The sequence below is a fragment of the Streptomyces sp. MRC013 genome (assembly GCF_023614235.1).
GTDB lineage: Bacteria > Actinomycetota > Actinomycetes > Streptomycetales > Streptomycetaceae > Streptomyces.
The window spans coordinates 4,893,137-4,914,491 of record NZ_CP094264.1; the positions used below are offsets into that span (position 1 = coordinate 4,893,137).

Below are 21,355 nucleotides of genomic sequence, written 5' to 3' on the forward strand. Positions count from 1 at the left end.
CGCCCCGGTTCGTGTGCTCCTACGAGGGGAGGGGCGCCGCGGGGCCGCGGTACGGCAGGAGCTCCGGGTGTTTCGCCGGGAGCCCGTCGCCGGACGAGCGGCCGGTCAGCCGCCGCCCTATCCACGGGGCCAGGTGCCGCCGGGCGAACCGCAGGTCGCTCAGCCGCCGCTCCGCCCACGGCCCCCGCACCTCCGGCGGCAGGGGGGCCCGCCAGTCCTCCAGGGGCTCCAGCCCGAGCGCCTGCCAGACCGCCTCGGCCACCCGCCGGTGCCCCTCCGCCGTCAGGTGGAGCCGGTCCACGTCCCACAGGCGCGGGTCGCCCAGCACGTGCGCCCCGTACAGGTCGACGACGATCGCGCCGTGCCGCGCGGCCAAGGCGTCGACGTGTGCGAACAGCTCCTCCATCCGCGGGCGGAAGCGTTCCATCACCGGGCCGCGGCGGCCGGGGCTGCGCATCAGCACGAGCCGCCCGCACGAGGGCGCCAGCCGTTCGACGGCCTCCTCCAGCCGAGCCCGTACACGCCCCATGTCGCACTTGGGGCGCAGTGTGTCGTTGAGCCCGCCGACCAGCGTGACCACGTCGGCACCCATCCCGGCCGCCGGGCCCACCTGCTCGTCGACGATCTGGGCGATGAGCTTGCCGCGCACGGCCAGGTTGGCGTAGCGGAAGCCGGGCGTCCGGGCCGCGAGGCGGCCCGCGAGGAGGTCGGCCCAGCCGCGGTAGGAGCCGTCGGGCAGCAGGTCCGACATGCCCTCGGTGAAGCTGTCGCCCACCGCGACCAGGCTCGTGTAGGTGGGATTCGTTTCCATGGCGGGGTGATCGTATCGCGCCGCCGGCCGCCTCCCGCCGCCGGGGCCGCCGCCGGCCGGGCCCCGGCACCCGGCCGGCGCGGCCGCCTCCGTACCGCGGCCCGGAGGCGGCCGCGGACGTCAGGAGGCCGGGCCGCCCACCAGCTCGCGCAGCACGTCCTCCATCGTGACCAGGCCGGCCAGCCGGCCGTCGTCGTCGAGGACGGCCGCCAGGTGCGTGCGGCTGCGGCGCATCGCCGTCAGCACGTCGTCCAGCGGGGTCGCGGCCCGCACCCGGGCGATCGGGCGCATCGCCGACACCGGGAACGGCCGGTCGCGCGGTATGAAGTCCAGCGCGTCCTTGACGTGCAGGTAGCCCAGGATGCGGCGGGAGGGGTCCACCACGGGGAAGCGGGAGAAGCCGGACCGCGCGGCGAGCCGTTCCACCTCGTCCGGCGTGGTGCCGGCCTGCACGTACACGACCCGTTCCAGCGGCATGACCACGTCCCGCACCGGGCGCCGGCCCAGCTCCAGCGCGTCGTGCAGCCGCTCGGCGGCACGGTCGTCGAGCAGGCCCGCGTCGCCGGCGTCGGTGACCATCCGGGCCAGCTCGTGGTCCGAGAACGTCGCCGCGACCTCGTTCCTCGCCTCCACGCGCAGCAGCCTCAGTAGCGCGTTGGCGAACGCGTTGATCGTGAAGATCACCGGGCGCAGCGCCCGCGCCAGGGCCACCAGCGGCGGGCCGAGCAGCAGCACCGTGCGGACCGGCTCCGCCAGGGCGATGTTCTTCGGGATCATCTCGCCCAGCAGCATGTGCAGGTAGGTGGCCGCCGTCAGGGCGATCACGAACGAGGCCGGGTGGACCAGGCCGTGGGGCACGCCGACCGCTCCGAACAGCGGCTCCAGCAGATGGGCGATGGCCGGCTCCGCGACGACGCCGAGGACCAGGGTGGCCAGCGTGATGCCGAGCTGGGCGGCGGCGAGGAGCGCCGAGACGTGCTCCAGGCCCCACAGGACGCTGCGCGCCCTGCGGTCGCCGGCCTCGGCCCGCGGCTCGACCTGGCTGCGGCGGACGGAGATGAAGGCGAACTCCGCGCCGACGAAGAACGCGTTGAGGACCAGCGTCAGGAAACCGATCAGCAACTGCACGGCGGTCATCGGCCGGCCCCCTCGCCCGGGACCTCCGGAGCCTCCGGGGCGCCGTCGCCCCCCGGCTCCTCCGGGGAGGGCGCGTGCAGGGTGACGCGCGCCGCCCGGTGCCCGGAGGCGTCGGTCACCTCCAGCAGCCAGCCGGACACCTCCACGGCGTCCCCGGTCTCGGGGATGCGGCCCAGCGTCGTCGCGACGAGCCCGGCGAGCGTCTCGTACGGGCCCTCCGGCACGTCCAGCCCGATCGACCGCAGCTGGTCGGTGCGGGCGGCCCCGTCGGCGGACCACAGGGCGCGCCCGTCGGCGCCCTCGCCCGCCCGCGCCAGGTCCGGCGTCTCGTGCGGGTCGTGCTCGTCGTGCACCTCGCCGACGACCTCCTCGACGATGTCCTCCATCGTCACGATCCCGGCCGTGCCGCCGTACTCGTCGATGACGACGGCCATGGTGGCCTTGCCGTACATCCGGTCGAGCAGACGGTCCACGGTGAGGCTCTCCGGCACCAGGACCGGCTCGCGCAGCAGCTCGACCACCGGGGTGCGGTGGCGCCGGTCGGCCGGTACGGCGAGGACGTCCTTGACGTGGGCGGTGCCGATGACCGTGTCCAGGCTGCCCCGGTAGACGGGGAAGCGGGACAGGCCGGTCGCCCGGGTGGCGTTGGCGACGTCCTCCGCGGTGGCCTGCGCCTCCAGGGCGGTGACCTGGACGCGCGGCGTCATCACGTTCTCGGCGGTGAGTTCGGCCAGGTTGAGCGTGCGGACGAACAGCTCGGCGGTGTCCGGTTCCAGTGCCCCCTCCTTCGCGGAGTGGCGCGCCAGCGCGACCAGCTCCTGCGGACCGCGCGCGGACGCCAGCTCCTCGGCGGGCTCCATGCCCAGGCGGCGCACCATGTGGTTGGCGGTGTTGTTGAGGTGGCTGATCAGCGGCTTGAAGGCGGCGCTGAAGACCCGCTGCGGGGTCGCCACGACCTTCGCCACCGCGAGCGGCGAGGAGATGGCCCAGTTCTTGGGCACCAGCTCGCCGACGACCATCAGGACCACCGTGGACAGGGCCGTGCCGATCACCAGGGCCAGCGACGAGGCGACGGACCGGGACGCGCCGAGGTCCCGGATCGGGCCGCTGATCAGCCGGGCGACCGAGGGTTCGGCGAGCATGCCGACGACCAGGTTGGTCACCGTGATGCCGAGCTGCGCGCCGGACAGCTGGAACGTGAGCGACCGCACGGCCTTCAGGGCGCCGGCGGCGCCGCGCTCGCCGCGTTCCACCGCCCGTTCCAGCACGCCGCGCTCGACCGTGGTCAGGGAGAACTCGGCCGCGACGAACGCGCCGCACGCGAGGGCGAGCAGCAGCGCCACGAGGAGCAGCAGCACTTCCGTCATCGGTTCACCTCCGTCCCATGGTCGGTCAGAGGCGGAGTGATCGCGCGGTGTCGATGGCCGGTCGTGCTACTGGGAGGCTCGCCCATGGGCGGACGCTCACGCACCTTTCGTATGCGGTCGGAATGACCCACCCATGGTAAAGGACCAGCAAAACGGCGGCGGGGCCGGTCCCTGCCCCGCCCCGGGCGGCCCGCTCCGGAGGCGGGGCCGGGCAGCCCGCCGCACCCGGCGGACCCTCCCGGGGCACGGGTGCGCGGCGGTACGGGTGCGTTGCGGGGCGGCGCGGGATGGCCGGGGCGGCCCGCACGTTCGCGGCGAGTACGCCCCGGAGGGGCCTGAGTACCCCGGCGGATGCCCGGCGCCCCGCCGCGCCGATTGGCTGGGCCCATGACCTGCGCACCGACCCGCCGCCGCACCGGACCGCAACGGATCGCCGTGTTCGGCACGGCCTTCGCCGGGGCCCTGCCGCCCCTCGCGCTCGGCGTCCTGTTCGCCAAGACGACGGCCGCCGACCCGATGGCCCCGGTCAACGCCTTCGTCACGGGCGGCGGCCGGGCCCGGCTCTCCCCGGCCCACCTGCGCGGCTGCGGGCGCCCGAGCCTCAGGCGGCACCGGAGGGGGGCCGCCGCGCGACGCCCAGGACGGTCGGCGACGAGGGCAGCGGCACCCCCCGCTCCGGAAGCCGCAGCCTCCGGTGGGTGACGACCTCGAAGCCGGCCGCCCCGATCTCGGCCAGCGGGTCCCGCGCCGTGTGGCAGCCGCCGAACAGCTGCGGCCACACGGTGGCGTCCATCCCCCGCTGCACCGCCGCCGCCACCCGTCCCCGCGCCAGGCCGTGCTCCAGGAACCGCAGCTCGCCGCCCGGCTTGAGGACCCGCAGCAGCTCCGCCAGCGACCCGCGCACGTCCCGGACGCTGCACAGCACCAGCGACACGACGGCGCCGTCGAACTCCCCGCTCCCCACAGGCAGCGCCTCCGCCGTCCCCGGCACCACGTCCACCGGCGTCGCCGCCCGCAGGCCCTCCTCCGCGGCGAGCCGCCGCAGCACCCGCTCCGGCTCGACCGCGACGACCTCGGACACGGCCGCCGGGTAGTGCGGGAAGTTCAGGCCGTTGCCCGCTCCCACCTCGACGACCCGCCCGGACAGCCCGTCCAGCAGCTCCCTCCGCAGCTCCCCGACCCCGCCCCGCGCGTCGGCCACCACGCTCACCCGGGCGTAGAGGCGGGCGAACAGGGGGTGGTCCACGGCGTCCGCGCCGGTCCCCGCGCGCTGCCGCGCCATCCCGCACCTCCTCCGGCGCCCGTCCGTCCGATCGGGGACGGAGCCGGGTGCGGGCACCCCACCCGGCTCCGCCCGCGGCCCCTCAGCCGCTCACGAAGCAGAACTCGTTGCCCTCCGGGTCGCGCATCACCTGGAACGCCCCGTACGCGTCCCGCACGAGCCCGCCGGCCCGCACGGCACCCAGGGCGGCCGCCCGCCCGGCGGCGGTCTCCACGTCCCCGCCCTCCAGGTCCAGGTGCAGGCGGTTCTTCACGGCCTTGCCCTCCGGCACCCGCTGGAACGCCACCCGCACGAAGCCGGGCGGGTCCACGTACGACCAGTCCGGCCCCCGGTCCACCGGCTCGCCGCCCAGCAGCCCGGCCCAGAACCGCGCCAGGGCGGCGGGGTCCGCGCAGTCGAACACGATCTCGCTGACGGTCGCTCGCACATCCGCCAGCGTAGGCGGTGGGGCCCCCGGTTCCCAGGACCGGGGCGCCCACCGCCCGCCGTTCAGGCGCCCGCCGCCCGCGTGAACCCCCGGGCGTCCCACGTCCCGCCCAGCTCCGGCGCCAGCCAGCCCGGCGCCGCCGCCCGGAAGGCCGCGGGGGACAACGCGCCGGCGCCCTCGGGGACCGCGCCCAGCAGCGGGGCGCCCGCCGAGGCCGGCAGGTCCGTCAGGTTGCACCGCTCGGCCGTTCCCGGCGCCTGCGGCCAGCTCCCCACGACCAGGCCCAGCTGCGTCAGCCCGCGGGCGCGCAGCGCCTCGCCGGTCAGCGCCGCCAGGTTGAGCGTGCCGAGCCCCGCCGCGGCGACCACCAGCACCGGCGCGTCCAGCAGCCGCGCCGCGTCCGCGAGCGTGCCGCCCCGCGCGTCGTACCGGACCAGCAGGCCGCCCGCGCCCTCGACCAGCACCAGGTCGTGCCCGGCGGCCAGCCGCTCCGCCGCCTCCGCCACGGCCTCCGGCCCCACCGGCTCCGTCCCGGCCCGCCGGGCGGCCGTCTCCGGGGCCAGGGGCTCGGGGAACCGGGCCAGCTCGCACCCGGTCACCCCGGGCCCGGCGAGCCGCAGGACCTCGTCCACGTCGCCCCGCTCGCCGGGCCCGACACCCGTCTGCGCGGGCTTCAGCACGGCCACCGCGCGGCCCGCGGCCCGCGCGGCCGCCGCGACGGCGGCCGTGACGACCGTCTTGCCGACTTCCGTACCGGTGCCGCTCACCACCACGACGGTCATGTCAGCCCTCCTTCGCGGCCGCGCACACCGCACGGCAGATCCGCGCCACGTCCCCGTCGTCCGCGACGTACGGCGGCATCACGTACACCAGGTCCCGGAACGGCCGCAGCCACACGCCCTCGCGCACCGCCGCGGCCGTGGCCGCCGCCATGTCGACCGGGTGGTCCAGCTGAACCACGCCGATCGCGCCGAGCACCCGCACGTCCTTCACCCCCGGCAGCGCGCGCGCCGGCTCCAGCCCCTCGCGCAGCCCGGCCTCGATCCGCTTCACCTCCCGCGCCCAGTCCTGCGACAGCAGCAGGTCGATCGAGGCGCACGCCACCGCGGAGGCCAGCGGGTTGCCCATGAACGTCGGCCCGTGGGCCAGCACCGGCACCTCGCCGCGCGAGATGCCCTCCGCGACCCGCGTCGTGCACAACGTCGCCGCCATCGACAGGTAGCCGCCGGTCAGCGCCTTGCCCAAGCACATCACGTCGGGCGCCACCCCCGCGTGGTCCGCCGCGAACAGCTCGCCCGTCCGGCCGAAGCCCGTCGCGATCTCGTCGAACACCAGCAGCACGCCGTGCTCGTCGCAGGCCTCCCGCAGCACCCGCAGGTAGGCGGGGGAGTGGAAGCGCATCCCGCCCGCGCCCTGCACCACCGGCTCGACGATCACGGCGGCCAGCTCGTCCGCGTGCCGGGCGACCAGCCCGCGCAGGGTGCGGGCGTACTCCTCCTCGTAGGCGGCCGGGGGCGCCGGGGCGAAGACCTGCCGCGGCAGCACCCCGGCCCACAGCCCGTGCATCCCGCCCTCGGGGTCGCACACCGCCATCGGCTGCCAGGTGTCCCCGTGGTAGCCGCCCCGCCAGGTCAGCAGCCGCCGCTTGGCCGGACGGCCGCCGGACCGCCAGTACTGGAGGCACATCTTCACGGCGACCTCGACCGACACCGACCCCGAGTCGCTGAGGAACACGTGCCGCAGCGGGGCCGGGGTGATCTCCACCAGCCGGGCCGCCAGGCGGACGGCCGGCTCGTGGGTGAGCCCGCCGAACATGACGTGGCTCATCCGCTCCAACTGGCCGCGCACGGCCTCGTCGAGCACCGGGTGGCCGTAGCCGTGCACGGCCGCCCACCAGGACGACATGCCGTCGACCAGCTCCGTCCGCCCCTCGGCCGGCTCGGCGAGGCGCAGCCGCACCCCGGAGGCGGACTCCACCAGGAGCGGGGCGGCCCCGCCGGGCATCGGCCCGTACGGGTGCCACACGTGCTCCCGGTCCAGCGCGAGCAGCTCGGCCGGGCCGTACGGCGCCTCAGGCATTGGGTGCGAGATCCGTCCCCGCGCCCCGGCGGCGCACCGCCACCAGGTCCGGCCGGCCCTCCGGAGCGGTCGCGTCCGCCTCCCCGTCCGCCCCGGTCTCCGGCGGCGCACCGCACACGCCGCCCGAGCCGCACACGCCGCCCGTCCCGCAGCCGTCCCCGGCGGCCGCCTCCACCCGGTGCTCCGGCAGCGTCGTCGTACCGGCGCCCTCCACCTCGAAGCCCGCGTCGGCGATCATCTCCAGGTCGGCCCTGCCGGCCTGGCCCTCGCTGGTCAGGTAGTCGCCCAGGAAGATGGAGTTGGCCAGGTGCAGCGCGAGCGGCTGGAGCGTGCGCAGGTGCACCTCGCGGCCGCCCGCGAGCCGGACCTCCACGTCGGGGCAGACGAACCGCACCATGGCCAGGATGCGCAGCGCCCGCTGCGGGGTGAGGTTCCACTCCTTGGCGAGCGGGGTGCCCTCGAACGGGATGAGGAAGTTCACCGGCACCGAGTCCGGGTCCAGCTCGCGCAGCGAGAACACCACGTCGACCAGGTCCTCGTCGCTCTCGCCCATGCCGGCGATCAGCCCCGAGCACGCCGACAGGCCCGCCCCGTGCGCCTTGCGCACGGTGTCGACGCGGTCCGCGTAGGTGTGGGTGGTCGTGATCTCCCCGTACGTCGACTCGGACGTGTTGAGGTTGTGGTTGTACGCGTCGGCGCCCGCCGAACGCAGCCGCTCGGCCTGCCCGTCGGAGAGGAGCCCGAGGCACGCGCACACCTCGACGCCCTCGTTGTCCTCCTTGATCGCCTCGATCGTCTTCGAGACCCGGTCCACGTCCCGGTCGGTCGGACCCCGGCCGCTGGCGACGAGGCAGACCCGCTTCGCACCGCCCGCGATGCCCGCGGCGGCGGCCTTCGACGCCTCCTCCGGCTTCAGCCAGGTGTACTTGAGGATGTCGGCCTTCGAGCCCAGCCGCTGGGAGCAGTACGAGCAGTCCTCCGGGCACAGCCCCGACTTCAGGTTGACCAGGTAGTTGAGCTTCACCCGCCGCCCGAACCAGTGGCGCCGCACCCTCCCCGCCGCGGCCACCACGTCCAGCAGTTCGTCGTCGGAGGTCGCCAGGACGGCGAGCGCCTCTTCGCGGGTCGGCGACTCACGCCGCAGCCCCTTGTCCACCAGCGTGTTCAACAGGTCCATGGCGCTGATCCTGACGTACGGCGCGTCCCGTGGCCAAGGAGGAACCCGACAACACGGCCGGCCGGGGGTGTGGGGATGGCCACACTCTGACCACGGCTCTTCTTCGTTAGGGTCTGTGCGCTGCCTACAAAGGGGACCAGACATGCCCAAGGACGTGCCCGGCGCCGCCGCGCCCGGGGCCCCGTTCGACTGGATCGACGCCGAGGCGCGCCGCCGGGCCGCCGCCGGGCTCGTCCGCACCCTGCGCCCCCGCCCCGCCGACGCGGGCCTGCTGGACCTGGCGGGCAACGACTACCTCGGTCTCACCCGCCACCCGGAGGTCACCGCCGCCGCCGCCGACGCCGCCCGCCGGTGGGGCGCCGGCTCCACCGGTTCGCGGCTCGTCACCGGCTCCACCGAGCTCCACGCGGAGCTGGAGCGGGAACTCGCCGCGTTCTGCGGCTTCGAGGCGGCGCTCGTCTTCTCGTCCGGGTACGCCGCCAACCTCGCCGTGCTCACCGCGCTCGGCGCCCCCGGCTCCCTCGTGGTGTCCGACGCCGACAACCACGCGTCGATCGTGGACGGTTGCCGGCTCTCCCGCGCCGAGACCGCCGTCGTCCCGCACGCCGACCCGGGAGCCGTGCGCAAGACCCTCGGCGCCCACCCCGGGCGGCGCGCCCTCGTCGTCAGCGACTCGGTGTTCTCCGTCGACGGCGACGCCGCCCCGCTCGGCGCCCTCGCCGACGCCTGCCGGGAGCACGGCGCCGCCCTCGTCGTCGACGACGCGCACGGCCTGGGCGTGCTGGGCGAGGGCGGTCGCGGCGCCCCGGCCGCGGCGGGCCTCGCCGGTGCGCCCGACGTGGTCGCCACGGCGACGCTCTCCAAGTCCCTGGGCAGCCAGGGCGGCGTCGTCCTCGGCCCGGCCCGGGTCGTCGAGCACCTGGTGAACGCCGCCCGGACCTTCATCTTCGACACGGGTCTCGCGCCGGCCGCGGTGGGCGCCGCCCTGGCCGCCCTGCGCCTGCTGCGCCGCGAACCGGGTCTGGCCGGACGCGCCCGTGCGGTGGCGGCCACCCTGCACGCGGAGCTGACCGCCGCGGGGCTCACCGCGGCCCGGCCGGACGCGGCGGTGGTGTCGGTGCGGGCGCCCTCGCCGGAGCGCGCCCTGCGCTGGGCGGCGGACTGCCGCGCCGAGGGGTGGCGGTCGGCTGCTTCCGGCCGCCGTCCGTGCCGGACGGGGTGTCGCGGCTCCGGCTCACCGCGCGCGCGGACCTCGACGGGGAGCGGACCGACCGGGCCGTGGCCGCGATCCTGCGCACCGCGCCGCCCGGCTGAACCCGCCCCACCCGTCGCGGGGTTCACCGCGGCGGGCGGCGGGCGGCGGGCGGGCACGCGTCCCGTCCGGCCCCCTCCGGGGAGGCCGCGGCGGCCCCGGCCCCCGCCGGCGCGGTCGGCGGGACCGTGCGCCCCGTCCCGCCCGTCCCGTCCCGCACGGGCCCGTGCCGGTCGGGACCCGGCCCGCCGTCTCCCGGCGCCGCGCCCGCCGTCAGCCCACGCGGCCGTAGGAGACGGACTGGGACCAGATGCGTTCGAGCTTCACCCACGAGCCGGTCTTCGGGGAGTGCCAGATCCTGTCGCTCCCGGCGTAGATCCCGACGTGGTACACGCCGCCGCCGCCGTGGAAGAAGACCAGGTCGCCCTTGCGCCGGTCCGCCTTCGCCACCCGGCGCGTCGTGTTGTACTGCGCCTGCGCGGTGCGCGGCAGCTTCTTCCCGGCCCGCTTGTACGAGTAGAGCGTCAGGCCCGAGCAGTCGAAGCGGTGCGGGCCGGCGGCCCCCCACTGGTACGGGGCGCCCTTCTTCGAGGCGGCGACCTTCAGCGCCTTGCCGGCGGCGGCCGGCGCGGCGTGCGCCGGCGGGGCCGCGCCGGGGGCGACGACGGAGCCGCCGACGGCGGCCAGGGTGAGGGCGGACACGATCCCGGCGAGCCGGGTCGGCAGCGGATGGGCGGGGGAGGAGCCCGGGGAGGCGTCCCCGGGCGGGAGGTGCGGGGCGGTGCGGGAGTGCGGTACCGGGACCTGATCCTGCGTCGCGGGCATGCAGTACCCTTCGTCAACCCGCCTGTGAAGGATTGCCTGTCGGGTTCGGACAGGACGAAGATGCCCGGCCGCTGACGCGGCTTCACCCCGAGGGGGGGCCGGTCCGCACGCGTGCGGTGGCCGCCCCGTACTGCTCGGGTCCTCCACTCCTGCCGATCCACAGGTGTCGACCAGTCGTCCGGACGGCGGCAGGACTCGGCGTCCGCCCGGACCGCCCCGCCGGGGTGGCGGGGGCTTGTCGTCGAGACGGATCTTTCCCGTCCGACCCCCGGATCCGGGGTTCCGACGGGGCGCTGTGAGCCTCGTCACGATTGGGCCGGACGGGTGGACGGCGGTGTTTCCCGGTCGGCCGGCGCCGTCCCGGCGCGTCCCTTACCTGCGGCGTCACGGCCGCGGACCGCCCGGGACCCGCACGGGGCCCGCAACTCGGCCCGTGCGAAGTTCGTCCCTTCCTCTCAGCCGAACGGTCCAGCCGGTGTCCCCCGGCCGGGTCTGCGGGACCGTCAGGCCGACGGCTCCTGAGGCACCGTCACCCGCCGGGTGCGCCGCTCGCCGTCCAGCGCGCGCAGCGCCCGCGCCAGGGTCTCCGCGTGGACCTCGTACTCGCCGCGCCGGTGCATCAGCGTCAGGGCGTCGCGCAGCGCGGCCGTCCGGCCGGCGAGCGCCTGCGCCGCCCGCAGCGCGCCGTAGGTGTGCGTGGCGCGGGCCGGGTTGAGACGCCCCATCAGGTCGACGGCGTCCAGGTACGCGTCGACGTAGGCGCCCTCCGCGCGCGTGAGGGCCGGCAGGGGCGGGGGTTCCGCGGGCCGCACGGTCAGCCCCTCCGGGTGCGGACCACGTGGTCCACGAGGCCGCGTTCCCGTGCGCCGGCCGCGTCGAGGACCAGGTCGCGGTCGAGGTCGGCGGCGACCCGGTCCCGCTCCCGCCCGGTGTGCCGGGCCAGCAGGTCGGTGAGCAGACCGTGCTGGCGCGCCAGTTCACGGGCGTGGACGTCCAGGTCGGAGGGGCGGCCGTGCAGCGGGTCGGCGATCTCGGGCTGCCGGAGCAGCACCCGGGCGCCGGGCAGGACGGCGCGCTTGCCGGGCGCGCCGGCGGCGAGCAGGACCGCGGCGGTGGACGCCGCCCGGCCGACGCAGGTGGTCGCCACGGCGCAGGTGACGGTCTGCATGGCGTCGTAGACCGCGGTCATCGCGTCGACCGGGCCGCCGGGCGAGTTGATGTAGAGGGAGACGTCCTGTTCCGGCGCGGCGTACTCGAGGTGGACGAGTCGGGCCACCACGTCGTTGGCGGCGGTGGCGTCGAGCGGGGTGCCGAGGAGGACGATCCGCCCTTCCAGGAGCCTGGAGTACGGGTCGAGGGTGCGGGTGCCCCGGGCGGTGCGTTCGGTGAACTCGGGCAGGACGTGGCGGGCGCTCGGGTCCATGGGGACCTCCATCCGTAAAAAATGTACAGGACGTACAGAAGGTTAGAATGGGAGCATGGCCTACGAGATTCCGGTGACGCAAGCCCGGGCGGAACTCGCCGATCTGATCAACCGCGTCGTCTACGGCGGTGAGCGGGTCGTCGTGACCCGGCACGGCAAGCCGCTGGCGGCGCTGGTCTCCGCCGCCGACCTGGAGCGACTCGAATCCGCGGCGGAGGCGGCCGGGGGACGCGCGATCGGCTCCGTCCCGGAACCGGGGGACACTCCGTCCGCCCCGCGCGAACACCGCAGGTTCGGCATCGCGGCCGAGCACCGCCCCCACGGCGGCTGACCGGCGCCGCGCCGCACGCGTGCGAAGGCCCCGTCCCGGCGGCGGTTCGAGCGGGGCGGGCCGTCCGGGAGGGGCGGGCCGCCGCGGCGAACCGCCGCCGGGACCGGCCCGACCGGAGGGGCCCGCCGGCGCCGCTCAGCCGCGCAGCCGCCTCGGCAGGGCGCACCGCGGGCCGGTCCCCGGGGCCGCCGCCTTCACGTCGGCCGCGTACTCGTCCACGTACTCCTGCCCCGACAGGGCGAGGATGCGGTACATGATCTCGTCCGTCACGGCGCGCACGACGGCCTTCTCGTCCTCCATGCCGGCGAAGCGGGAGAAGTCCAGAGGCTCGCCGAACCGGATCGTGACCCGCCCGACCCGCGGCAGGACCTTCCCGGGCGTCTGGAGCTCGAACGTGCCCACCATCGCGCACGGCACCACCGGGACACCGGCCCTCAACGCCATCACCGCGACCCCCACCTTGCCCTTGTAGAGCCGCCCGTCGTGCGAGCGGGTGCCCTCGGGGTAGATGCCGAGCAATTCGCCCCGCGACAGCACCCGCAGGCCCTCGCGGATGGCCGCCTGACCGGCCTCGCGGCCGGAGCGGTCCACCGGGATCTGCCCCGCGCCGCGGAAGAACGCGGCGGTCAGCCGCCCCTTGAGGCCCGGCCCGGTGAAGTACTCCTGCTTGGCCAGGAACGTGATGCGACGCTTCAGCACGGCCGGCATCAGGAAGTGGTCGGAGAACGACAGGTGGTTCCCCGCCACGATGGCCGCGCCCGACTCCGGGACGTGCTCCAGCCCCTCGATCCGCGGCCGGAACAGCAGCCGCAGCAGCGGCCCGAGGAGCACGTACTTGAGCAGGTGGTAGAACACGGGCTGGCTCCCTACGCTGCCGGGTCGGCCTGGGGGCGCTTCCACCGGGCCCGGGGCGCGCGGAGGGGGTCCGGGACGTGTGCGTCCGTCGCCACCCGCGGTCACCTCCGGTCGTGTACGCGCCGTCCTGGTCCCCGGCCCCCGGGGAGGGCCGGGTCATGGTGATCGTATGCCCGCTGCCGGGCACTCCTCCCAGGAAACCGGCGCCCGCCCGCGAGCGGACGCCGCCGCGGGGCCGGACGCCCCGTCAGGAGGGGGCGGGGGTCAGGGCGGCGGGGCCGGACGGGCCGCGAGGATGGCGATGTCGTCCTCGCTGTCGGCCCCCAGGCCGATCATCAGCTCGTCGCAGAACACGTTGAGCGGTTCGCGCGCCAGGGCGGCGGTGCGCCGGCCCAACCGCTCCAGGGCGCGGTCCAGCGACTCGCCGCGGCGTTCGACGAGCCCGTCCGTGTACAGCAGCACCGTCGCGCCGGCCGGGATCGCGTCCGTCGCGCGCGGGCGGGGCATGTCGGGGTCCAGGCCGAGCAGGACGCCCGAGCCGTCCTCGAGGAACCGGGTGCGGCCCTCCACCGTCGTGAGCAGCGGCGGCGGATGCCCGGCGGAGGAGTGCACCAGCTGCCACGGCCCTTCCCGCGGCCCCTTGACGAGACCGTAGACGCAGGTGGCGGTGGCCTCCCGGTGCAGGCTGTGGTTGGCCGCGTCCAGGCGGCGCAGGACCGTCTCGGGCGGCTCCTGGCGGTCGACGGCGATGCCGCGCAGCATGCTCCGCAGCTGGCTCATGGCGATCGCCGCGTCCAGGTCGTGGCCCGTCACGTCGCCGATGACCAGCGCGGTGTCGCCGCTCGGCAGGACGAACCCGTCGTACCAGTCGCCGCCGACCTGGGCGGTGGTGGACGAGGCGGCGTAGCGCGCCGCCAGCTCCAGGTGCCCCGCCTGCGGGAGCACGGGCAGCAGCGAGCGCTGCAGGCGCTCGGCGATGTTCCGGGTCTCCTGGTACAGGCGCGCGTTGTCCACCCCCAGGGCGAGCGCGCGGACCAGGTCGCCGACGAGCCGCGCGTCCTCCTCCGTGAACGGCCCGCCCGCATCCGTGCGGGCCACGGTGAGCGCGCCGATGATCTCCTGGCGGGCCCGCAGCGGGGCGACGACGGCGCTGCGCGCCCGCAGGCGGTGGAACAGCTCCCGGTAGTGGGCGTCCAGCGGACTCGGGGCCCGGTCGGGCCGGGGAGGGGCGCCGAGCAGCAGCGGGCCCGCGCCGCCCAGCACCCGGGCCAGCGGCCCCCGCGAGGCCTCCGACAGCGGCGGCAGCACCCCCTCGAACTCCTCCATGCGCAGTTCCCCGGGGGAGCGGTGGACCACGCACACCCGTTCCACCCGCGCGTCCTCGGTGAACAGGTCCACCGCGCACCAGTCGGCCAGCCGACCGGTCAGGACCCGGCCGACCCGCAGCAGGCCCTCGTCCAGGTCGACGGCGTCACTCAGCACGGCCCCGGTCTCCGCCAGCAGCGACAGCCGCTCCAGCGCCGACATGACCGTCCCGCCGCGCTGCCCGGCGGCGTGCCGGGAGGCGGCCTCGGGAAGCGGCGCGGCCCGTTCGCGCACCCTCGCGGACCGGCCGCCGGAGCGAGGCTTCGACGGGGACGGCGCGGCGGCGCGGGGGGAGAGCTGGGCGATGAACACCGTACGGCCGTCCGCGGCCTCCTGGCCCTGGATGAACAGCCGCACCGGCACCAGCCGCCCGTCCCGGTGGAGCGCGGGGAGCGGCACCGACCGGCCCAGGATGCGCGGACGGCCGCTGAGCAGCAGCGAGGTGAAGGCCGCGATGTGCCGCTCGCGCAGGTGCTCCGGGACGAGCGTGGTCAGCGGCCGGCCCACGAGGTCGTCGGCGCGCCAGCCGAGGAGGTCGGCGGCCGGGCCGTTCACCGCGATGATCCGGTTCCGCTCGTCGGTGGCGATCGTCGGGACCCTGCGGGTCTGGACGTGGCCGGCGTCCCACGGCACCGCCTCAGCCGGGCCGGAGCCCGGTTCGCGCGGCACCACCGTCCACGCGGTGGGGGGCGCGCCGGCGAGCTGCCCGGTGATCTGGCCGAACAGCCAGGTGTGGAAGACCCGGCTGCGCGGCAGCGACGGCAGGGTGAGCAGCCGCCCGTCCCGTGCCGCCTCCTCCGCGGCGTCGAGCACGCGGCTCAGCGTCTCCACCGCCGGCGCGGCGTCGGGCGGCACTCCCAGGGGTGCGGAACGCATCCCGCCCCCGGCGGGCCCGCCGCGCAGCGCGGTCGTGACGCACGCGCTGATCACGTCGTTGACCTCCTGGGCGGCGGCGAGGTCCGCCGCCGGGATCCCCAGGTCCTCCCCGCCGGCCGCGGCGAGCACCGCCTCCCTCAGCAGGGCGTGCCGGTGGTGCTGCGCGGCCGAGTACAGCGCGTCCGGCACGTCGACGAGCGTCACCGTCCGCCCGGAAGCGGGGGGAGGCGCGGGCGGCTCCCACGCGGAGGGCGGCGGCGTCCCCTCGGACCACAGCTCGAACCACACCGCCTTGGCGTCCCCGTCCGCCCGGACGCCGTACCGGGACGCCAGCAGCCCCACGAGCGCCAGCCCCTGGCCCGTGGCGGCGTACGGGGGCAGTGCCGCGGCACGGGCACCCGCGACGGCAGGCGGTCCCCGACCCGTACGCGGACCCTGCCGCCGGCGACCCCGGCCGACACCTCCACCTCGGTGCGCGCGCACAGCACCGCGTTGGTGACCAGCTCGCTGACCAGGAGCTCGGCGGTGTCCACCAGGTCCGGCGCGACGCCGTCCAGGGCGGCCCGCACGAACCGCCGGGCCCGCGCGGCGCTCTCCGGGGCCGGGGGGAACCGCCGTACCGGTGCCTCCGGGGCATCGAGGTCGCCCATGACCTCAGTCTGCACGAGCGGGCCCGGCCCCGCGGCCCGCCCGGCCGGCCCGGCGGCAGACGGGTGACCGCGCCGTCCCTAGCGGAGCCCCAGGCAGGGCAGCCACGCCCGGGACGCGCCGTGCGCGGCCGTGAGCAGGGCGGCCAGCGCCCCCGGCGCACCCGTCAGCAGTTCCGCCGGCCAGCCGGACGCCGCCGCCCGCGGCAGGCGCCGGCGCAGCAGCGAGGCGAGCCGCTCCCGCAGCCGGGCCGCGCCCGCGTGCCGGGCGTGCCGGGCGAACGCGTCGGCCACCGCCAGCACGCCCGCCGCACCGTGGCACAGCCCCAGCACGTCGGCGGGACCGTCGCCGGACAGGTGGAACCCCTCGTCGTACCGGTCGGCCAGCCGTGTGAACACCGCCGCCGCCCGGTCCGCCGCACCGGTGTCGCCCAGCGCGTCCGCCGCGTCCCACAGCGCCCACGCCACACCGGGCGCGCCGTAGCACCACGCCTGCCGGGGAACCGCGCCGCGCGGCGGCGCCCGCCCGTCGAGGCCGGCGCCCGGCCAGGTGCGCAGCCCCCGGTCGTCCTCGTACACCTGCCCCTCCAGCCACGCCGCGACCCGGCGCAGCGCGTCGCCGGCCCCGGGGCCGGTGTGCCGTACGGCGGCGGCGAGCGCGGCGGCGACCCCGGCCGCGCCGTGGCCCATGCCGGTGTTGACGCGGCCCTGGAGCCACGCCAGGTGCGGGTGGTCCGCGTACCCGTCGGCGCGCAGCCGCCACAGGTCGTCCGCGTCGCACAGGGCGGCGAGCCGGTCCCGGTGGGGCAGGAGGTGGCCCGGCTCGGGGCGGGCGCCGGCGCAGTGCGCGAGGAGGGTCCCCGCGGGGCCGAGGACCAGGTCGTAGTCGGCCAGCCGCACCCCCCGGCGGCGGCCGCCGCGCGTCGCCGCGGCGGCGGCCAGCCGGTCGCGGAGCCGGTCGGCGACGGGGTGGAGGCGGGGGTGGAGGGCGGCGCCGAGGCGCAGTCCGACGAGGGTGCCGGCCAGGCCCCCGTCGTACAGCCCGTGGTGGCCGGGGCCCCGGCCGGCGCCGCGCGCCCAGACCGCGACGGCACGGGCGGCCGCGCGCTCCGCCTCCGGCGTCCCGCTGCCGACGCTCGCCAGCGTGTGGGCGAGGACGGGGACGCCGGGATCGGAGGGGGACCGGGCGGCGCCGGGGCCGTCCGGCGCGGCGGTCCAGGCGGTCAGGTAGCCGGTGGCGAGGCCGACCGCGCCGGACGGATCGTGCGGGGGGAGGGGATCGGGCCGGTGCTGCACGGTGCTCCTCGGGTCGCGGCGGCCTGGGGCGCGGCGGAGCCGCCCGGTCCACCGGGCGGCTCCTGTCGTACGGCCGGCCGCTACATGCAGACGGCCGAGGCGCAGACGACGATCGTGCAGAGCAGGCTGCAGACCTCCGACGTGGCCTGGACATCGGGCAGTTCGGTCTCGGTGATGCGCTCGTCGAGGTCGTCGATCAGGGCGTCCAGGTCGGACAGCTCCAGGGTGTCGGGCACGGGTTCCACCTTTCGTGTCGTTGCTTCCCCGATCTCGTCACGGGGTGTTGACCGCCCCGGCGGTCCGCCGTCCGCGGGGGACGGCGGGGCCGGGAACGCCTGGGGGCGCCCCGCAGGGCAGCAGCGCGGCCGCGGCCCGCGCGGCCAGGTGCTCCGGACGGGCGCGGTGGGGAAGGCGCAGCAGGACCTGGGCGGCGACCGGCGCCCCGCCGTGCAGCGGGTCGCGCAGGACCAGGCCGTCCGGGCCGGGCAGCATCTCCTCGGCGAACAGGTCGCCGCCCGCCTGCCGGGCGCGGAGCCGCTCGACCAGCGGGACGGCGGTCACGGAGTCCAGATCGGCCGGGACGGGCTTCGCCCCCGGGGCGGTGCGCAGGAAGACGTGGCGGGGGAGGCCGGCGGAGCGCCGCAGCAGCGCCAGCGCGCGCACCTTCGCCAGGGCGGTGTCCCGCGGGTCCCACAACCGGGCGGGGTCCAGCCGCCAGGTCGCCGGGGCCACCACGAGCGTGCCGCCCGCCACCGTCAGCCGCGGCAGCCTGGCGTGCCCGGGCAGCGCCGCCTCCAGACCGTCCAGCCGCACCACCCGCCGGGTGACCGGGAGGCCCGCCGCGAGCAGCAGCCGCAGCAGATGGTCGTACGGGGGCACGGGGCCGCGCGTGGCGTGGTGGACCGGCACGATCCGCCTCCCGTCCGCCTCGGCGACCAGGCGCCCCTCCCGCGTCCGCACCGTGATCCGGTCCAGCGGCAGGTACCGCGCCCCGCCGCCGGCCGGGCCGTAGTACGGGGTCGGGTCCGGGTCGCCCGTCCACCACGACGTGACGACCGGGCGCCGCACGGCGTTGGCCGCCCGCTCCGCGAGCGGCGGCACCAGCACCTCCACGAACCGCACGCCGGTGCGCCGCTCCAGCTCCGCCAGGAACGCCCGGTACGCGTCGGCGGCCCCGTACCCGCCGTCCAGCGCCCGCATCCCGTCCGCGAACCGCGCGTCCAGCATCCCCGCGGGGGACGCCGTCTCCAGTACGGCGACCGGGGACCCCGGGCCGCCGGCCAGGGGCCGCAGCAGGCAGTCGAACGGCCAGGGCGGCAGGGCCTCGTCGGCGGGAGGCGCGCCGAGCGCGTCCAGCAGCGCGTCGTCCAGGTCGACCCGCTCCTCGCCGGCACGGGCCGCCAGATGACCGAGCAGCGCGGCGTAGCCGGGGTCCCCGCCCGGCGCGTCGGCCGCGGCCCAGCCCGTGTACCCGCGGCGCACGGCGTGGACGGCGTCCCCGCCGGGGGCGAGCAGCTCGGCGAGGACCTCGCCGACCGGCCGGGGCTCCGCTCCGACCGGCCAGTCCTCGGGCGCCCGGCGGGCCGCCCCGGCCTCGCGCAGCGCGGCGACCCGCGTGGCCACCCGCACCCCGTCGCGCACGCGGTCGGCGGCCCGCACGCCCACGACCGCGTCCGCCCGCCGGTACACGTCCGCGAACCACGCCCCGGCGTCCGCCGCCGGAAGCGGCGGGGGCGCGCCCGGCGGCGACCACGCCCCGTACCGCCGCCGGGGCGCCGCGCACACCTGGAGCACCCCCGTGCCGGCCAGGTGCCGGAGGAACCCGCGCAGCACCGCCGGGTCCGCGGACCGCCCGCCCGGCCCCGGGGCGAGCAGCGCCTCCTCCACGTCCCCGAGCGCCACCGGCCCGTCCGCGAGCAGCGCCAGGACCCGCTCCAGCGCCCCGGTGCGCCGCAGGACGACGTGGCGCAGCCGCTCCGGCGCGTGCGGCTCCACCACCCAGCAGCGCAGCACCGACGGGCCACCGCCCGGGCCGCCCTCCGTGAAGTGCAGCGGCGCGGGCGCGAGCAGCGTCGACGGCGGCGCGTCCAGCAGGTCGACCGGCCCGCTCCCGGCCCGTACGAGGTGGACGTTCTCCACCTCCCCGAGGGCCGCGCCGCCGAGCACGCCCCTCCCCGCGAGCAGCGCACCGGCGCCGTCCGCCTCCCCGACCGGGACCGCGGCGACGTGGCCGGCCCAGCCCCGGGGCGTGGTCTTCGCGGCCATCCGGCCCAGGACGCGCCACAGGTACCCGGTCCGCTTGCGCAGCCGTCCGCCCAGCCAGGACTCGCCCCGGGCCAGCCGGCGCTCCACGTCCTCGACGACCGCGGGCGCCGCCTCGGCCAGGAACGCCCGCAGCACCGCGTCGCCGCGGGCCGTCTCCCAGGCGCGGACCGCCACCCGCGCCCGCTCGGCCGCGACCGCCTCCTCCAGCAGCCGCTCCTCCTCCCGTGCGCGCCGCGCGTCCGCGAGCAGCGCCCCGGCCTCCGCGGCGGCGGCCGGTACGGCCTCCAGGAGCCGGAGGTCCTCCGGGCCGGGCACCTCCCCGGCGTGCAGGCGCCGCCGCAGCGCCAGCACGGCGCCCCGCTCGGCTCCGGAGAGCCGGGCGTCCGGCACGACCTCGGCGCCCACCCGTTCGGCCAGCGCCCGTGCCCGGGCGGCCCGCCGCCCGGCGGCGCCGGCGTGCCGGGCCACCCGGTCGAAGAGCGCGGGGGCGCCCGCCTCCGTCCACACGGTGCACGGCATGCCCGCGACGCGCAGCAGCGCGAGGGCGCCGATCGTCTCGGCGGTCATCTCAGGCCCTCCCGTCGTCGGCGAGCGCCTCGGTGAGCAGCCCCTGCCGGGCCGTGGAGAAGCGCCCCCGGTTCCAGTGGAAGACCACCCAGTGCGCGGCGGCCCTGCGCGGCCCGATCCGGGCCTCCCCGGACTCGAAGTAGCCGGTCCGCCACTGCTCGGCGGCGGCGCGCAGCGCGTCCCGGTGCGCGGCCGTCCGGGCCCGCCACGCCGTCGGCAGCGCCTCCAGCCGGGCCCGGTCCGACTGCTCCCAGTACGCCCGGATCCCCGCGGCGGCGCGCTCCCGTTCCGCTCCGCGCTCCCCGCCCGCCAGCCGGCGGCCGGCCTCTTCCCGTACCGCCCGCCACACCCCGCGGTGCTCCCAGCCGACGACGCCCAGCCCGTCCAGGACCGCGCGCAGCAGTGTCAGCGACACCCGCCAGTCCGCCGGCGGGCGCACCCCCGTGTGGTGGTCCAGCCACGCCCGCGAGTCCGCGGTGTGCAGCCGGTGCACGTGCTCCATCGACCGGTCCCCGCCGAAGAGGTACGTCTCCGGTTCGTACACGGCCGGCACCGGCGGCGCCCAGCCGTCACGCGCCCCGCCGAACAGCGGCACGAGCCGCTCGCGCAGCGCGGCGGCGCCGTCCGGACCCGGCGCGTGGAAGCGGACGCGCAGCCCCGGCGGCTTGTGGACGAAGAAGAAGTCGTCGGCCGCCCCCGCCCCGGTCAGCTCGCGGGCGGCGCCGGCGAGCCGCCGGTACAGGGCGGGCCAGGCACCCGCCCCGCCGGGGGCGACGTTGAGCTGCACCCAGCCGCCGTCCGGCCGCCGCCCTTCGCGCAGGGCGCGCAGCCCGGCGGCGAGGAAGGTGCGGCGGGCCGCCGCGTACGCGGCGTCGTCGGGCGGCGGGGGCAGGGGGCCGGGGGGATCGGTGCGGGCGTCGCGGAGGCAGTCCGCGAGCAGACGTTCCACCTGCAGCATGCGGCCTCCTCGCGGGACGGTCCGGTGGGCGGCCCCCGGTCGGTTCCGGGCCGCTCCTCACCTTTGTGTCCACCGCGGAGTCCGTCGAAAGCGCGAGAGGAATTACTCATACGATCAGCGGAAGTGCGCTGGCGTACCGGTGTCGTGCGTGTGTGCGCTTCCGTGCGCGGGCGCCGCCCGCTCCCGGCGGCCGCCCTCCCGCCGGACCTCAGCCGTCCCCCGCGGCCGCCGTCCCCAGCGTCACCAGGCCGAGCACGATCCACGCCAGCCACAGCCAGCCGTTGCTCCCCAGCGCCACCGTGTACGCCGTCGTCAGGACCAGCGCACCGAGCGTCAGGATCCCCATGGTCCTCGTGGCTCCGGACATCGCGCCCTCCTCCCGGCCGCGGCCCCGCCCTGCCATGGTCGCCCCGTC

19 protein-coding genes and 2 pseudogenes are annotated in these 21,355 nt (G+C 77.5%); 2 read left to right on the forward strand and 19 right to left on the reverse strand.

The genetic code is table 11. From position 1 onward, the window contains the following. Nucleotides 1-19: 19 nt before the first annotated feature. The 8 genes from LUW75_RS22225 to bioB all read right to left on the reverse strand — a co-directional run bounded on the left by LUW75_RS22225 (nt 20) and on the right by bioB (nt 8,280). A complete protein-coding gene (locus tag LUW75_RS22225; protein ID WP_250337181.1) occupies nt 20-811 on the reverse strand; it encodes an SGNH/GDSL hydrolase family protein in 792 nt (263 codons plus the stop codon). A gap of 120 nt (nt 812-931) precedes the next feature. Then, the gene (locus tag LUW75_RS22230) at nt 932-1,948 is read right to left on the reverse strand and encodes a hemolysin family protein (RefSeq protein ID WP_250337182.1); all 1,017 of its coding nucleotides are present in this window, start codon (nt 1,946-1,948) and stop codon (nt 932-934) included. Further along, complete coding sequence (locus tag LUW75_RS22235; protein WP_250337183.1) at nt 1,945-3,315, reverse strand: hemolysin family protein; 1,371 nt, start codon at nt 3,313-3,315, stop codon at nt 1,945-1,947. The genes LUW75_RS22230 and LUW75_RS22235 overlap by 4 nt, the downstream gene beginning before the upstream one ends. Before the next feature lie 601 nt (nt 3,316-3,916). Further along, on the reverse strand, nt 3,917-4,597 hold the full coding sequence (locus LUW75_RS22240) for a class I SAM-dependent methyltransferase (protein WP_250337184.1): 681 nt from the start codon (nt 4,595-4,597) through the stop codon (nt 3,917-3,919). An 82-nt stretch (nt 4,598-4,679) separates the two neighbouring features. Beyond that, on the reverse strand, nt 4,680-5,024 hold the full coding sequence (locus LUW75_RS22245) for a VOC family protein (RefSeq protein WP_250337185.1): 345 nt from the start codon (nt 5,022-5,024) through the stop codon (nt 4,680-4,682). Nucleotides 5,025-5,086: 62 nt separating this feature from the next. Further along, complete coding sequence (bioD, locus tag LUW75_RS22250) at nt 5,087-5,806, reverse strand: dethiobiotin synthase (RefSeq protein ID WP_250337186.1); 720 nt, start codon at nt 5,804-5,806, stop codon at nt 5,087-5,089. A 1-nt stretch (nt 5,807) separates the two neighbouring features. Further along, the gene (locus tag LUW75_RS22255) at nt 5,808-7,103 is read right to left on the reverse strand and encodes an adenosylmethionine--8-amino-7-oxononanoate transaminase (RefSeq protein WP_250337187.1); all 1,296 of its coding nucleotides are present in this window, start codon (nt 7,101-7,103) and stop codon (nt 5,808-5,810) included. Then, nucleotides 7,096-8,280 carry a biotin synthase BioB gene (gene bioB, locus LUW75_RS22260; RefSeq protein WP_250337188.1) on the reverse strand — a complete coding sequence of 395 codons (1,185 nt, stop codon included), beginning with the start codon at nt 8,278-8,280 and terminating at the stop codon, nt 7,096-7,098. Before bioB ends, LUW75_RS22255 begins: the two co-directional genes overlap by 8 nt. Nucleotides 8,281-8,422: 142 nt before the next feature. On the opposite strand from bioB, the pseudogene LUW75_RS22265 reads away from it, so the two are divergent. Further along, nucleotides 8,423-9,594, forward strand: a pseudogene (locus LUW75_RS22265) (8-amino-7-oxononanoate synthase). A gap of 211 nt (nt 9,595-9,805) precedes the next feature. On the opposite strand, the gene LUW75_RS22270 reads toward LUW75_RS22265, so the two are convergent. The 3 genes from LUW75_RS22270 to LUW75_RS22280 form a co-directional block, all read right to left on the reverse strand. After that, nucleotides 9,806-10,357 (reverse strand): C40 family peptidase, encoded by a 552-nt coding sequence (locus tag LUW75_RS22270; protein WP_250337189.1) that lies wholly within the window; start codon nt 10,355-10,357, stop codon nt 9,806-9,808. Between the two features lie 503 nt (nt 10,358-10,860). After that, a complete protein-coding gene (locus LUW75_RS22275) occupies nt 10,861-11,169 on the reverse strand; it encodes a hypothetical protein (RefSeq protein WP_250337190.1) in 309 nt (102 codons plus the stop codon). 2 nt (nt 11,170-11,171) lie between these two features. Continuing rightward, on the reverse strand, nt 11,172-11,792 hold the full coding sequence (locus tag LUW75_RS22280) for an ATP-dependent Clp protease proteolytic subunit (protein ID WP_462933772.1): 621 nt from the start codon (nt 11,790-11,792) through the stop codon (nt 11,172-11,174). Between the two features lie 43 nt (nt 11,793-11,835). On the opposite strand from LUW75_RS22280, the gene LUW75_RS22285 reads away from it, so the two are divergent. Then, a complete protein-coding gene (locus tag LUW75_RS22285; RefSeq protein ID WP_250337191.1) occupies nt 11,836-12,111 on the forward strand; it encodes a type II toxin-antitoxin system Phd/YefM family antitoxin in 276 nt (91 codons plus the stop codon). A 135-nt stretch (nt 12,112-12,246) separates the two neighbouring features. On the opposite strand, the gene LUW75_RS22290 is transcribed toward LUW75_RS22285, so the two are convergent. The 8 genes and pseudogenes from LUW75_RS22290 to LUW75_RS22320 all read right to left on the reverse strand — a co-directional run bounded on the left by LUW75_RS22290 (nt 12,247) and on the right by LUW75_RS22320 (nt 21,307). Then, on the reverse strand, nt 12,247-12,966 hold the full coding sequence (locus LUW75_RS22290; protein WP_250337192.1) for a lysophospholipid acyltransferase family protein: 720 nt from the start codon (nt 12,964-12,966) through the stop codon (nt 12,247-12,249). 264 nt (nt 12,967-13,230) lie between these two features. After that, nucleotides 13,231-15,549: a SpoIIE family protein phosphatase gene (locus tag LUW75_RS22295; protein WP_349816450.1), complete on the reverse strand. Its 2,319-nt coding sequence runs from the start codon at nt 15,547-15,549 to the stop codon at nt 13,231-13,233. Nucleotides 15,550-15,638: 89 nt separating this feature from the next. Beyond that, nucleotides 15,639-15,857: pseudogene (locus LUW75_RS24775) on the reverse strand (hypothetical protein); the annotation flags it as partial. A gap of 78 nt (nt 15,858-15,935) precedes the next feature. Then, the gene (locus LUW75_RS22300; RefSeq protein WP_250337193.1) at nt 15,936-17,150 is read right to left on the reverse strand and encodes a lanthionine synthetase LanC family protein; all 1,215 of its coding nucleotides are present in this window, start codon (nt 17,148-17,150) and stop codon (nt 15,936-15,938) included. An 80-nt stretch (nt 17,151-17,230) separates the two neighbouring features. Next, entirely contained in the window at nt 17,231-17,386 is a 156-nt protein-coding gene (locus LUW75_RS22305; protein ID WP_250337194.1) for a hypothetical protein, read from the reverse strand. Nucleotides 17,387-17,423: 37 nt separating this feature from the next. Continuing rightward, nucleotides 17,424-19,982, reverse strand: a complete 2,559-nt coding sequence (locus LUW75_RS22310; RefSeq protein ID WP_250337195.1) for a lantibiotic dehydratase — start codon at nt 19,980-19,982, stop codon at nt 17,424-17,426. 1 nt (nt 19,983) lies between these two features. After that, nucleotides 19,984-20,940, reverse strand: coding sequence for a thiopeptide-type bacteriocin biosynthesis protein (locus LUW75_RS22315; RefSeq protein ID WP_250337196.1), 957 nt, complete (start codon nt 20,938-20,940; stop codon nt 19,984-19,986). A gap of 208 nt (nt 20,941-21,148) precedes the next feature. Further along, a complete protein-coding gene (locus LUW75_RS22320; protein WP_250337197.1) occupies nt 21,149-21,307 on the reverse strand; it encodes a hypothetical protein in 159 nt (52 codons plus the stop codon). Nucleotides 21,308-21,355 lie beyond the last annotated feature (48 nt).

Bases quoted from the DNA above. Each gene is read 5' to 3' on its own strand.
- LUW75_RS22225 (WP_250337181.1), bottom strand. From the start codon at position 811: ATGGAAACGAATCCCACCTACACGAGCCTGGTCGCGGTGGGCGACAGC.
- LUW75_RS22230 (WP_250337182.1), bottom strand. From the start codon at position 1,948: ATGACCGCCGTGCAGTTGCTGATCGGTTTCCTGACGCTGGTCCTCAAC.
- LUW75_RS22235 (WP_250337183.1), bottom strand. From the start codon at position 3,315: ATGACGGAAGTGCTGCTGCTCCTCGTGGCGCTGCTGCTCGCCCTCGCG.
- LUW75_RS22240 (WP_250337184.1), bottom strand. From the start codon at position 4,597: ATGGCGCGGCAGCGCGCGGGGACCGGCGCGGACGCCGTGGACCACCCC.
- bioD (WP_250337186.1), bottom strand. From the start codon at position 5,806: ATGACCGTCGTGGTGGTGAGCGGCACCGGTACGGAAGTCGGCAAGACG.
- LUW75_RS22255 (WP_250337187.1), bottom strand. From the start codon at position 7,103: ATGCCTGAGGCGCCGTACGGCCCGGCCGAGCTGCTCGCGCTGGACCGG.
- bioB (WP_250337188.1), bottom strand. From the start codon at position 8,280: ATGGACCTGTTGAACACGCTGGTGGACAAGGGGCTGCGGCGTGAGTCG.
- LUW75_RS22270 (WP_250337189.1), bottom strand. From the start codon at position 10,357: ATGCCCGCGACGCAGGATCAGGTCCCGGTACCGCACTCCCGCACCGCC.
- LUW75_RS22280 (WP_462933772.1), bottom strand. From the start codon at position 11,792: ATGGAGGTCCCCATGGACCCGAGCGCCCGCCACGTCCTGCCCGAGTTC.
- LUW75_RS22285 (WP_250337191.1), top strand. From the start codon at position 11,836: ATGGCCTACGAGATTCCGGTGACGCAAGCCCGGGCGGAACTCGCCGAT.
- LUW75_RS22310 (WP_250337195.1), bottom strand. From the start codon at position 19,982: ATGACCGCCGAGACGATCGGCGCCCTCGCGCTGCTGCGCGTCGCGGGC.
- LUW75_RS22315 (WP_250337196.1), bottom strand. From the start codon at position 20,940: ATGCTGCAGGTGGAACGTCTGCTCGCGGACTGCCTCCGCGACGCCCGC.
- LUW75_RS22320 (WP_250337197.1), bottom strand. From the start codon at position 21,307: ATGTCCGGAGCCACGAGGACCATGGGGATCCTGACGCTCGGTGCGCTG.